General features: G+C 71.3%; 12 protein-coding genes and 1 tRNA gene. 7 read left to right on the top strand and 6 right to left on the bottom strand.

From position 1 onward, the window contains the following. Positions 1 to 37: 37 nt before the first annotated feature. The gene (locus ACYVE7_RS18930) at positions 38 to 535 is read left to right on the top strand and encodes a PASTA domain-containing protein (protein ID WP_460366248.1); all 498 of its coding nucleotides are present in this window, start codon (positions 38 to 40) and stop codon (positions 533 to 535) included. 405 nt (positions 536 to 940) lie between these two features. Here ACYVE7_RS18930 and ACYVE7_RS18935 read toward each other — a convergent pair whose 3' ends face one another. Both ACYVE7_RS18935 and ACYVE7_RS18940 read right to left on the bottom strand, forming a co-directional pair. Next, a complete protein-coding gene (locus tag ACYVE7_RS18935) occupies positions 941 to 1495 on the bottom strand; it encodes a class IV adenylate cyclase (RefSeq protein WP_460366250.1) in 555 nt (184 codons plus the stop codon). A 13-nt stretch (positions 1496 to 1508) separates the two neighbouring features. Next, complete coding sequence (locus ACYVE7_RS18940) at positions 1509 to 2189, bottom strand: hypothetical protein (protein ID WP_460366252.1); 681 nt, start codon at positions 2187 to 2189, stop codon at positions 1509 to 1511. Between the two features lie 235 nt (positions 2190 to 2424). Here ACYVE7_RS18940 and ACYVE7_RS18945 point away from each other — a divergent pair, with 235 nt between their 5' ends. Continuing rightward, positions 2425 to 2667 (top strand): hypothetical protein, encoded by a 243-nt coding sequence (locus ACYVE7_RS18945; RefSeq protein WP_460366254.1) that lies wholly within the window; start codon positions 2425 to 2427, stop codon positions 2665 to 2667. Between the two features lie 501 nt (positions 2668 to 3168). Continuing rightward, entirely contained in the window at positions 3169 to 3339 is a 171-nt protein-coding gene (locus tag ACYVE7_RS18950; RefSeq protein ID WP_460366256.1) for a hypothetical protein, read from the top strand. A 126-nt stretch (positions 3340 to 3465) separates the two neighbouring features. Here ACYVE7_RS18950 and ACYVE7_RS18955 read toward each other — a convergent pair. Beyond that, a tRNA-Lys gene (locus tag ACYVE7_RS18955) sits at positions 3466 to 3540 on the bottom strand. Positions 3541 to 3706: 166 nt separating this feature from the next. On the opposite strand from ACYVE7_RS18955, the gene ACYVE7_RS18960 reads away from it, so the two are divergent. Continuing rightward, complete coding sequence (locus ACYVE7_RS18960; protein WP_460366258.1) at positions 3707 to 5026, top strand: M20/M25/M40 family metallo-hydrolase; 1320 nt, start codon at positions 3707 to 3709, stop codon at positions 5024 to 5026. On the opposite strand, the gene ACYVE7_RS18965 is transcribed toward ACYVE7_RS18960, so the two are convergent. Then, the gene (locus ACYVE7_RS18965; protein WP_460366260.1) at positions 5027 to 5653 is read right to left on the bottom strand and encodes an NAD(P)-dependent oxidoreductase; all 627 of its coding nucleotides are present in this window, start codon (positions 5651 to 5653) and stop codon (positions 5027 to 5029) included. It abuts the gene before it with no gap. 69 nt (positions 5654 to 5722) lie between these two features. Next, a complete protein-coding gene (locus ACYVE7_RS18970; RefSeq protein WP_460366262.1) occupies positions 5723 to 6307 on the bottom strand; it encodes a TetR/AcrR family transcriptional regulator in 585 nt (194 codons plus the stop codon). A gap of 106 nt (positions 6308 to 6413) precedes the next feature. Here ACYVE7_RS18970 and ACYVE7_RS18975 point away from each other — a divergent pair, with 106 nt between their 5' ends. The 3 genes from ACYVE7_RS18975 (at position 6414) to ACYVE7_RS18985 (ending at position 11042) form a co-directional block, all read left to right on the top strand. After that, the gene (locus ACYVE7_RS18975; protein WP_460366264.1) at positions 6414 to 8390 is read left to right on the top strand and encodes a sensor histidine kinase; all 1977 of its coding nucleotides are present in this window, start codon (positions 6414 to 6416) and stop codon (positions 8388 to 8390) included. A 20-nt stretch (positions 8391 to 8410) separates the two neighbouring features. Continuing rightward, a complete protein-coding gene (locus tag ACYVE7_RS18980; protein WP_460366266.1) occupies positions 8411 to 9337 on the top strand; it encodes a TolB-like translocation protein in 927 nt (308 codons plus the stop codon). A gap of 64 nt (positions 9338 to 9401) precedes the next feature. After that, entirely contained in the window at positions 9402 to 11042 is a 1641-nt protein-coding gene (locus ACYVE7_RS18985; RefSeq protein ID WP_460366268.1) for an ABC-F family ATP-binding cassette domain-containing protein, read from the top strand. Between the two features lie 52 nt (positions 11043 to 11094). Here ACYVE7_RS18985 and ACYVE7_RS18990 read toward each other — a convergent pair. Beyond that, the coding region (locus tag ACYVE7_RS18990; RefSeq protein WP_460366270.1) for a WD40 repeat domain-containing protein at positions 11095 to 11830 on the bottom strand (736 nt) is incomplete at its 5' end.

The raw sequence follows: 11830 nt of genomic DNA on the forward strand, positions 1-11830 counted from the left end.
GTCGATGTTGCGTAGCCGTCGACCCACAGGAGCGCGCGTGGACCCCCAGCCCGGCCAGCCCCAGGTCGGCCCCGCCCCGCCACGGCCGCCCGGCCGCGGAGTCCCCGCGGGTCTGGTCGCCGTCATCGCCCTCGTGGCCGCCGTCGTCGGCGGCTGCTCCGGCCTCGTCCTCGGCTCGTCCGCGGACGAGAAGCCGACCCCGCGCGCCGCCCCCAAAACCGTCACCGTCACCGCGACGCCGCCCGCCCGCACCGCCCCAGCAGCAGCCCCACCCACCACGAAGCCCCCAGCCCCCAAGCCCCCAGCCAAAAAGATCAAGATGCCGAACGTCATAGGCCAGAACCACCAGAAAGCCCAGAACCTCCTCCAGTCCCACGGCATCTTCAACCTGGCCGAAAAAGACGCCACCGGCCAGAACCGCCTCCTCCTCTGGGACCGCAACTGGACCGTAGTCCGCCAATCCCCCCGCCCCGGAACCCTCATCAACCCCACCACCGTGACGGTCACCCTCTACAGCAAAAAGGCCGACGAATAACCCGCTCAAGCCTCCCGACAAGGCTGGCCCAGAACCAGGAGAAGCGACGCCAGAACCGCTTCGAGACGAGCCCGCTCAAGCCCCCGGCAAACGAGTTCTCCCCCACGGCAGGATGAGTGCGTTGAGGGTGGGGGCTTGGTAAATCGTCAGGTGCACAGGCGTGGCGAAGGGCTGGTGCGCGAGTGGATCTGGCTTTGCTGCGGAGAGATCGGCTCTCGGACGCGGAGTGGCTGGACTTGGTGGCCTCACTCGGAGAAGTCGAGCATGAGGAAGGGCGCATGGTCGACTTCCGAGAGGCCCGTCTCGGGAGCCCAGATCACCGTGGAGCCCTCCTCGGCGCAGCCGGAGCCTGGGGTGACTTCGCAGATGTGGGGCTGGTGCCGCGAGGAGGTGGTCGCGTCGACTCTAGCCGCGGGCCTGCTCGACGGCCTCGGTGTACTGCTCCGTCGTCAGGTCGCCTGGTTCGATGCCGAGCTCGGCGAGGACAGCCCGCACGTCTGCGAGCGCAGCCGCGAGGTCGTCGTCGGCTGCCATCGTCTCCAGCTCGATGAACGTCCCGTCCAGCTCCGGCACCTGCACGACGGTCGCGAGCATGTCGCGGCCCCGGCTGGTGAACCGGTAGTTCGCGCAGTTTTTTGTGAGTGCCACCAGGTGGACGGCGCCCAGCGCGGTCAGCACCGTGTCGAGGACGGACGGGTCGGCGGCGACGGTCTCGTGTTCGGGCTTGGACTGCGATGCCTCATCGACCGCGGGTTCCTTGTAGGTGAGTACCGTCCGCCGAAGGCCGGCCGTCTCGACGACCCGCACCCGCAGCTCCCGGCCCTCGGCGGTGAGGGGGTGGCCGGGCAGGTCGTAGTAGGTGTCGGAGTAGAGGGAGTGCTCCGGGGTGGCGAGCAGGCCGAGCCGCTTGCGGAGGTCTTCCGGGTCGCGGACGTGGGCCTTCAGCTCTGCCTCGATCACTGCCTGGTCCTCTCTATGCCGGGCGGCCGCGCCGCCACTGGTCGTCGAACTGGCGAAGGTGCCCCGTGTGGAGCACGCCATCGGCCGCCGCCGTCAGCTTGTAGATCGTCGATCGGTGGCCCTCTGCATGAGGGCCGAACGAGCCGAGGTACATCGTCGCGTCGAACGACATCATCCGCCAGACGGGCAGCGAATCGTAGAGCCGGACCTCAAGGTCCACATGACTGTGACCGGCCATCTCGCCGAGCCGGGCGACGGCCAGCCGGATACCGGCCGCGAACGACGCGGCGGCTTCGCCGACTTCCTCGGCACGGGTTCGGAGTATGGGTGCGTCGGGGTCGAGGAGCAGAACCTGGACGTTCGCCGGGGTAGCGCGCGACAGGAGCGGCCCGCGCAGCAGCGCGTCATTGAGGGCGAGTAGGCCGAGGCCGCGTACCGCGAGGATGCGTATCTCGCTCGCCTGCGCGGCGGCGGCCTGGAGCTCGTGCGCAGCATCGCCCTGGCGGGCGAACACCTGCCCGATCTCGGCGTGCCCGGCCAGGTCGCCGGACGTGGCGGCGTGTGCGGGGGCCAGGCCGAGGAGGGCACGCGCGTCGTCGGGCATGGTGAGGCCGTTGGCGATCCGCTCGAACACGTCGAGCTGGGAGATCTCGCGACGGCCGTTGATCAGCTCGTTGACACGGCCCTGCCCCATGCTGATCGCGGTTCCGATGCGCGCCTGGCTGGCGCCGCTGTACTGCTGGACGAGCTGGAGCAGGGCGGCGATGTCGCGGGTCCGCAGCGCGGTTCGGACGGCGGATGGCGCCAGGTCTCGACGGCCAGGTGCAGCGGGCCATGGGTCGCAGCCATCTCACGATGAGAACATATCTCACAGTGAGATACCACCCTTGATATCGGCTGACTGCGGGCCGTGTCGGCATGGTGGTCACATGACACAGACCGATATCGAAGATCAGGAGCTGGTCGACCTCGGCAAGGACTGGCCGGATTGGCGGTTCTGGCGCACCGACGCCGGAACGGTCATGGCCACGCGCCGTCGCATCCTGTCCACCGACGAGGTAGATGAGGGCCTGGCCCGCACGCTGCCTATGGGAATCGGGCGCTCCGGGCAACTGGTCGCACAGCTCGCCGCCCAGGCGCACATCGAAAAGCAGCTCTCCGACGGCACCTAGACGAGGGGGCGCGCTGCGGACTCGCGGCCCGGCGCGTCCTCTTCTTCTATGCCGCGGCGGCGGACCGGCCAGCCCCCGAGCGCCGTCGCTGCGGCTCCCTTACAAGGTCGGCCTCGGCCGCTGTTCGAACAGCGGGTTCTGGGGCCTGCGGACGCAGGAGGTCCGGTGTGCAGAACTCTAGGATGACCCGGTCGCGCGGGTGGCCCCGGTTCACTCACGAGTCTCCGGCTCGGGTGGTCGAGGTGGTCGCGGCTGTGTGGTGGGTGGCGGTCCGTTGGGATGCCGAGCATGGGGTGTTCGACGCGTGGACGCGGGCGGGTCAGCGGTTCACTTATCCCAACCCCAATGATCTTGTGGTGACGCTCGACCTGGTGGGCTGCCCGCGCCGGTCCCAACCGCCGGCCGAGGCGGGCACGGGGCGGCATCGGACGCTGACCGCGCGGACACGGCGAGCCAGGTTTCGTTGGCGGCTGGCTGGGGGGCGCGCGAGATCGACCTGTGGTGAGTGAGGAGACGGCCGAGGAGGTCGAACCGATGGTGACGGCGCGCTGCCGTCACTGCCGTCGTGGCATCCACTGGGTGGCGGAGTGGTGGGAGCACGTGGGCGGGACGGTCGCGTGCACGCCGAACCAGGCGATATATCCGCCGCGCGGGACGAACGCCGCACCGTGACCAAGATCGCCTGGTGCTGAGGCAAGGGCGCGGGCGGCGCTGGCTCCCTACGGGCTTCCATGAGGGTGGCGGAACGGGGCGAGCCCCTGGTCTGGACAGGAAGTCCAAGGCCAGGGGCTCGAAGGGTGGTGGGTCCCGTGGGATTCGAACCCACAACCTACGGATTAAAAGTCCGGAGCTCTGCCATTGAGCTAGAGACCCCCTCGCGGAGCATCCTACGATCTCCGCGCGGTGAACGCCAACGGGTTGTGGTCTTGGGGACGTCGCCCTGGGCTGTTCCCTGGGAGGTCAGCGGTGGTGGGGGAGGGGATTCGGGGGTGGTTGCTCTGGGTAGTCGGGTGGGGTGGGGGAGATGGGGGGAGAGGCCGTGCGGGGGCGGGTTTCGGGGTTGATGGGGCGGGCTCGGGAAGATCTGGCCGCGCTGGTGGCCATGCCGTCCGTGGCGGACGGGCGGGTGGTGCCCGAGGCGGTTTGCCGGGGGGCCGCGGAGTGGGTGGCGGGAGCCTTCAGCGAGGTGGGGGTGGAGTCCCGGCTGTACCGGACCGCGGACGGGAGCGATGCGGTGATCGGGTACCGGGAGGGGGAGGCGGGGGCGCCGACCGTCCTGCTGTACGCGCATTACGACGTGCAGCCCGCCCTGGATGAGGAGTGGGACAGCTCACCCTGGGTGCTCACTGAGCGTGACGGTCGGTGGTTCGGGCGGGGGGCTGCGGACTGCAAGGGGAACATCGTCATGCATCTGACGGCGTTGCGGGCCGCGCTGGCCGGCACCAGGGCCGGGGTGAAGATCGTGGTGGAGGGGTCGGAGGAGCAGGGGACCGGCGGTCTGGAGCGGCTGCTGTACGACCGGCCCGAGCTGCTGCGGGCCGACGCGATCGTGATCGGCGACACCGGGAACTTCGCGGTGGGGGTGCCGACGTTCACGACCAGCCTGCGCGGACGGGCCAACGTGGTGGTGACCGTCGAGTCGATGAAGAGCGCCATGCACTCCGGGACGGTCGGCGGAGCGGCGCCGGACGCACTGGCCGCGCTCGTCCACATGCTGGGGACGCTCCGGGACGCCGCCGGCAACACCACGATCCGGGGGCTCCCCGCCGACCAGCGGTGGGACGGAGTCCAGTATCCGGTCGAACAGTTCAGAGCCGACGCCGGAATCCTCGACGGGGTGTCGGTCGCCGGCACCGGGACGGTCTCCGACATGCTCTGGGCGCGGCCCGCCGTGACGATCCTGGGGATCGACTGCCCGCCCGTGGTCGGGTCGGCGGCGGCCGTCCAGCCGAAGGCGCGGGCCCGGCTCAACTTGCGCGTCCCGCCGGGCATCGAACCGAAGGACGCCAGGGACGCGCTGATGAACCACCTGCGGGACGTGGCGCCGTGGCACGTCCGGGTCGAGCTGGCCGACGAGGGGGTCGGCGCGCCGTTCGCGACCCGCACCGACGGCCCCGCCTACACCGCGATGACCGCCGCCCTCACCGAGGCGTACGGCAAGAAGGTCACCACCCAGGGGGAAGGCGGCTCGATCCCGCTGTGCAACGCCCTCCAGGAGACGTTCCCGCAGGCCGAGATCATGCTGATCGGAGTGGAGGAGCCCGCGGCGCTGATCCACGCGCCGAACGAGAGCGTCGACCCGTCCGAGATCGAGAACCTGGCCCTCGCCGAAGCGCTCTTCCTGACGTCCTACGCCTGATCAGGTCGCGACGGTGACCGTGGCCCGGCGGTAGGCAGGGTCGGGCGCGAGCGCCAGCAGGCAGTCGGCGACGTCCGCGCGCGGCACGGAACGGGCGCCGGGCAGCGGCCCGTCGGCGGCGAGGCGGTAGGCGCGGGTGAGCGGGGCGTTCGTGAGACGCGGCGGGCGGACGATCGTCCAGTCGAGAGACGACGCGCGGACCAGCTCCTCCATCGCGCGCGTGTCGGTGAACACGTTCCGCAGGATCCGCTGGAGCAGCGGCCGCAGGACGGTCCGCATGAGCGGCCCGTCGGCCGGGCTGGGGAACGCGCCGTCCGCGCTGACCACGAGCAGCCGGGACGTCCCGGACTTCTCCATCGCGGTCATGATGCTGCGGACCCCGTCGGACAGGACGGTCGTGGGCCTGCCGTTCGGCGGGCCGAGCGCCGAGATGACGGCCTGCGCCCCCGCGACGGCCGCGGTGATCGCCGCCGGATCCATGACGTCGGCGCGGACGACCGTCAGCCGGGGATGCGCGGCGTGCGCGAGCTCGCCGCGCACCACGGCCGTGATCTCGTGGCCGGCTTCCAGCCCCTGACGGACGACCTGCCCGCCGATCCGGCCCGACGCCCCGAAGATGGTGATCATGACAGCCCCTCCCGGTAATGAACGAACACTCATCTAAGAATGAGCGTTTGTTCAGTCGGGGTCAAGGGCTCAGGGCACCCGGACCAGCCCCGCGACGAGCTGCGCCGCGAACGCCTCGGGGGCCTTCCCGAACGGCGACTCCTCATGGAAAAGCGACTGGAAGGCGTACTCGTGGCACGCCCCCATCAGCGCGCCCGTCACCAGCGCCGGATCCATGGCCAGCACGATCAGCCCGCGATCCTCCTGAAGCCGCAGGTAGGCGGCGACGGCCTGAACGCCGAGCCCGGGCCCGAGCCTGCGGGCCGCCAGTTCGGCGCGGAGCAGCGCGGCGGTCTCCGGATCGCCGTGCAGCATCCCGGCGAGCGCGTCGAGCTCGCGGTAGGCGTCGATCGCGGCGACGGCGAACGCGCGGAGCCCGGCCGACGGGTCGTCGTCGGACATCGAGCCGATCAGCCGGCTGATCGCTTCCTTCAGCTCGATCTTCGGCATCCGGTCGAGGAAGACCGTGGTGATGAGCTGCGCTTTGCCCTCGAAATGCGTGTAGACGCTGCCTTCGGCGACCCCGGCGGCCTTGGCGATCTCCCGGATCGTGGTGCCGGCAGGACCCTTCTCGGTCAGGACCCGGAGGGCCGCGGACAGCAGACGTTCACGCATGGGCTCCATGGAATGAACGATACCTCCAAGCAGGATTGAACGATCGTTCAGTCGTTTGTCGTAAATGTTGCGATGAGGTGGGGTCTGTCGGCCTAGGATCTGGCTGGTGGGGGAAGAAGCTGCGGCCAGGGTCGCGGAGCGGATCGTCGTCGCGGAGCTGGTGATCCTCGGGGTCTTCGGGACGGCCGGCAACATGATCATCGCCCGGCCCGGGGTGGACAAGCTGTCCGTCGCCTATCTGGTGTGGGTGGGCTGTCTGGCGGTGCTGCCGGCGCTCGTCGCGGTCGCGGTGCTGCCGCGGTTCGAGCGGATGCGCGGGCGGGGCGCGCTCTTCGCGCTGATCGTCGTGCTCTGCTACCTGCCGGTTCTGACCGACCTGCGGATGCAGTCCAACACCGGCTACCCGATCGCCGCCGCCTATGTCCTGTTCTGCGGGGCGCGACGGTGGGGTTGGATCGGCGGGCTCCTGCTGACCTCCCTCACGATCGACCTGCTCTGCTGGCCCGCAGGATCTTTCGGGAGGAGCCGGGCCGAGCACGCCGTCTACTGGATGATCAACAACACCTCGCTGGCGATCCAGGTCTGCGTGTTCGCGACGTTCGCGTGGACCGCGCACCGGCTCCTCGAGACCCGGCGCGACGTCGCCGAGGTCAGCGTCGCCCAGGAACGGCTCCGGGCCGGACGCGACGTCCACGACCTGCTCGGTTTCAGCCTGACCGTCATCGTGATCAGGCTGGAGGTGGTGCTGCGGGCGCTGCGGAAGGGCGACGTCGAAGCGGAGCTGGAGCTGGCCACCGGCCTGGTCGAGCAGGCGATCGCCGACGTCAGGACCGTCGGGGAGGGCACCCCGCTCACCTCGCTGGAGGCCGAACTGGACGCGGCCGCCGCCGTCCTGGGCTGGGCCGGAATCGACGCCGACGTCACCGTCACCGCGATGCCGTCACCGGACGCCGACCAGGCCCTCGCCTACGTGCTGCGGGAGGCCGTCACCAACGTCCTGCGGCACAGCAAGGCCGACCGCTGCCGGATCGAAGTCCGCGCCACCGGCCTCACCGTCGCCAACGACGGCCTCCACCCCGCCCCCGGCCAGGCGCGCCGCACGGCGGGCGGATCCGGGATGGGAAATCTGCGGACCAGGCTGGCGGCCTGCTCCGGCCGGCTGACGGCGCGCGAGGAGCACGGCTGGTTCACGTTGACGGCGCGGGTGCCCGAGCGGCGGGTCCGCCGGTGGGACGCCTCGGGCTGGCAGGCCGTCGCTCCGACGGCCGGGATGGTGCTGGCGTTGGACGGCCTCACACCGCTCGACGCGCACTTCTGGACGGGCGCGCCCGGCTGGGTGATCGCGATCGTGGTCGCGGCGACGGTCGCCAGCTACGGGATCCTGTTCCGGTTCGCGGCGCGCAAACCGGTGCGGAGACCGCGACGGCTGTTCGCGATCCAGGTCTGCTGCGCGCTGGTTCCGTTCCTGTTCGGGTGGGCGCCCTACGACCAGTTCGCGACGGTCGCGGCCTGCGGGCTGGTGGTGCTGGGCCGCCGGACGGGCCGGATCATGTTCGTCGGCGCGGCGTTCGCCGGGGCCTGGTTCACGGCGGTGACGGTCATCAAGACCGGGATCTGGGAGGGCAGCGTCATCGGGTTCCCGCTGCTGTTCCTGCTGTTCACCTCCACGATCGCCGCGCAGCTCGGCTACTGGCTGGCGCTCGAGCTGAGCCGCCGCAACCGCGAACTCACCGACGCCCGCCACGACCTGGCCGTCGCGACGGTCGCCAGGGAACGCGCCCGCTTCGCCCTCCACCTGCGCGACCGCCTCGGCTCCGGCCTCCACACCGTCGCCCGCTCCCTCGACCAGGCCCGCACCGCCCCCGACCCCGAATCCGAGATCCTCGCCGCCATCCGCCAAGCCCGCCACACCACCCAAGAAATCCGCACCATAGCCCGCAACCCCACCCACCCCACCGCGTCGCCCCAGCAGGCCGCGTCGACCCAGCGCGCCGTGTCGGGCCGGGACGCTGCGTCGGGCCAGCGCGCAGTGGCGAGCCAGGACGCCGCGTCGCGGGAAACCGGTGGGGGGTTGGCGGGGTGAGGGGGGCGGAGAATTGGGGGATGGGGTGGCGGTGGGTGGTGTTGGTGGTGGTGGCTTTGGGGTTGGGTGCGGTGGCGGTGGGGGTGGTCGTGCGGGCTCGGCCCGCGGGGGTGGCGGTGGAGGCCGTCGGGGCGGACGGGTTCGTGTTCCGGGATCTGGCGGCGGGGAACCGGGTGGCGACGGTCCGGGACGGGCGGCGGGTGGTCGGGGAGCGGCAGTGCATGAGGTTCTACGCCGCCGCCGGGACGGGCGTGTGCCTGCACGACAAAGGCGGGCTGATCCCCAGCTACGAGGCCGAGATCCTGGACCGGGAGCTGCGGCCGGTCCGCGTCTTCGACACCGCGGGGACGCCGAGCCGGGCACGCGTCAGCCCGTCCGGGCGGATGGCGGCCTGGACGATGTTCGTGACCGGCGACTCCTACGCCGGAGCGGATTTCACCACACGGACCTCCCTCGTCAACGTCGGCGGCGGGCAGCCCACCGACCTGGAGACCTACCGTATTCAAGGGGTCGGACAGAATCCGGACCGCAACATCTGGGGCGTCACCTTCGCCGACGACGACCGCTTCTACGCGACCCTCGCCACCCGCGGCCGCACCCATCTGGTCCGCGGCAGCGTCGCCGCACGCACCCTGACGGTGCTGAAGCAGAACGTCGAGTGCCCGTCGCTCTCCCCGGACGGCACCCGCGTCGCGTTCAAGAAACGCGTCCGCCCGATCGCGTCCGGCAGCCCCTGGCAGCCCTACGTCCTCGATCTGGCGACGCTGACCGAGCACCCCCTGGCCGAGACCCGCTCGATCGACGACCAGCTCACCTGGCGCGACGACCACACCCTCCTCTACGCGGTGGCCCGCGAGGGCGGCTCCGACCTGTGGTCCGTCCCCGCCGACGGCACCGGCACCCCCCACCTCGAACTCAAAGACGCCGCCAGCCCGTCCCCCGGCTGACCCGTCCCGGAAGCCGCCCGCGCGTCCGGTCCGGCCTGATCCCGGGGCCGGTAGCGTGGGGTGGGTGAGCGCGACGATCGTGACCAAGGGGCTGGCGGCGGGGTATGGGGCTAAGGCCCTGTTCGACGGGCTGGATCTGGTGGTGGCGCCTGGTGACGTCATCGGGCTGGTGGGGCCGAACGGGGCCGGGAAATCGACTCTGCTGCGGACCCTCGCGGGGGTGCTGGGCCCCGAGGACGGCTCCGTGCAGGTCTCGCCGGCCGAGGCCGCGGTGGGTTATCTGCCGCAGGAGCCGGACCGGCGGCCGGGTGAGACGGTGCGGGGGTTCCTGGCGCGCCGGACGGGGGTCACCGAGGCGCAGCGCCGGTTCGACGAGGCCACCGAACGGTTCTCGGCGGGCGAGCCGGGCGCCGACGACGAGTACTCCGTGGCCCTGGAGCGCTGGCTGGCGCTCGGCGGCGCCGACCTGGACGAACGTGCCGAGGAGGCCGCCGCGGACCTGGGTCTGGGGATCTCCCTCGACCAGGAGATGACGTCCCTGTCCGGCGGCCAGGCGGCGCGGGCGGGCCTGGCTTCGCTGCTGCTGAGCCGCTATGACGTGTTCCTGCTCGACGAACCCACCAACGACCTCGACCTCGACGGCCTCGACCGGCTGGAGCGGTTCGTGAAGGGGCTGCGCGCCGCGACCGTCCTGGTCAGCCATGACCGCGAGTTCCTGGCGCGGACCGTCAACCGGATCGTCGAGCTGGACCTCCACCAGCACCAGATCAACCAGTACGGCGGCGGCTACGACGCCTACCTGCGGGAACGGGAGATCGCCCGGCAGCACGCCCGCGACGACTACGAGGAGTACGCGGACAAGCTCGGTGATCTGAAGGACCGCGCGCAGATGCAGCGGAACTGGATGGAGACGGGCGTCCGCAACGCGCGTCGCAAGGCCAAGGACAACGACAAGATCGGCCGCAAGCTGCGCGCGGAGTCCACCGAGAAGCAGGCCGCGAAGGCGCGCCAGACGGAGAAGGCGATCGAGCGGCTGGACGAGGTGGCCGAGCCGCGCAAGGAGTGGGAGCTGCGGATGGAGATCGCGGCCGCGCCGCGGGCCGGGGCCGTCACCGCGACACTCAGGAACGCGTCCGTCAGCCGCGGCGGTTTCCGGTTCGGCCCGGTCACCCTGGAGATCGGCTGGGCGGAGAAGGTGGCGATCACGGGGGCCAACGGTTCCGGCAAGTCGACGCTGCTGGCGGCGCTCCTCGGCCGGCTCCCGCTGGACACCGGGACCGCGGCGCTCGGCCCCGGCGTGGTCGTCGGCGAGGTCGATCAGGCGCGACGGCTGTTCGAGGGCGACGAGCCGCTGGTCGACGCCTTCCAGCGCAACGCGCCCGACCTCAACCCCGGTGACGTCCGCACCCTGCTCGCCAAGTTCGGCTTGAAGGCCGACCATGTGCTCAGGACGGCCACGACGCTCTCGCCGGGCGAGCGGACCAGGGCGGCGCTGGCGCTGCTCCAGGCCCGCGGCGTCAACCTGCTGGTGCTGGACGAGCCGACCAACCATCTCGACCTGCCCGCGATCGAGCAGCTCGAGGCGGCCCTCGCCGAGTACCCGGGCACCCTCCTCCTGGTGACCCACGACCGCCGAATGCTCGAAGCCGTCAAGACCACAAGATCCCTGCAGGTGAAAGACGGGACGGTCACCGAAACACCCTGAGAAGCGATCGCTCATCGCCTCGGTGTTGGCTGCGGACCTGGTGCGCGGATGGCTAGGCAGGGGGGGTGATCACGGGGGCGTCCCAGATCTTGACGGTCTGGCCGTCGGAGGTGGTGACGGTTCTGCCGTCGGGGGAGAAGGCGACGGCAGTGAAATCGGCGGAGCTCTCGGTGCGGGGGGAGCCGAGGACACGGTCGTCGGCGGCGTCGAAGAAGCGGAGTTCGCGGCCCTGGGCGAGGGCGACGGTGTCGTCGACGGGGCTGTAGGCGAGCAGCGGCGGGGCGTCGGAGACGGAGCGGGGCGGGCCGACCGGTTTACGGGTTCGCAGGCTCCAGAAGCGCAGGGTGCGGTCGGCGGTGACGATCGCGATGGTGTTGCGGTGCGGGCCCATCGCCAGGGCGACGGTGTGGTGGTAGCCGAGGGCGAAGCCGCCGGGCAGCATCCGTCCCGCGGCCGGATCCCAGAACCGGGAGCGGTCGCCGGCCGTCGCGACGGTCCTGCCGTCGGAGGAGACGGTCAGCGCGTCGATCCGCATCCCGCGGGTCTTCGGCAGGTTCAGCCGCTGCGGGGTGGTGCGGCGCGGGTCGCGCACCGACAGGTGAGTGCGCTGGACGTCCACGGCGAGCCGGACGGGCGGGGTGAGCGGCGGCCTGGTCCAGCGGCCCTCGACCAGATCCCAGTGGCGGGGGTCGCGGCCGTCGAAGCCGAGGGTCAGCACCCGGCCGTCGGGGCTGTAGGCCACCGAGGTCACCTGCCGCACCTGGAGGGTGGCCGACGCCTGGTCGCCG

The organism is Actinocorallia lasiicapitis (genome assembly GCF_054778695.1).

Excerpts from the sequence above, each read along its gene's own strand:
- ACYVE7_RS18970 (WP_460366262.1), bottom strand. The coding sequence starts at position 6,307 with ATGCGTGAACGTCTGCTGTCCGCGGCCCTCCGGGTCCTGACCGAGAAG.
- ACYVE7_RS18965 (WP_460366260.1), bottom strand. The coding sequence starts at position 5,653 with ATGATCACCATCTTCGGGGCGTCGGGCCGGATCGGCGGGCAGGTCGTC.
- ACYVE7_RS18945 (WP_460366254.1), top strand. The coding sequence starts at position 2,425 with ATGACACAGACCGATATCGAAGATCAGGAGCTGGTCGACCTCGGCAAG.
- ACYVE7_RS18940 (WP_460366252.1), bottom strand. The coding sequence starts at position 2,189 with ATGGGGCAGGGCCGTGTCAACGAGCTGATCAACGGCCGTCGCGAGATC.
- ACYVE7_RS18980 (WP_460366266.1), top strand. The coding sequence starts at position 8,411 with ATGGGGTGGCGGTGGGTGGTGTTGGTGGTGGTGGCTTTGGGGTTGGGT.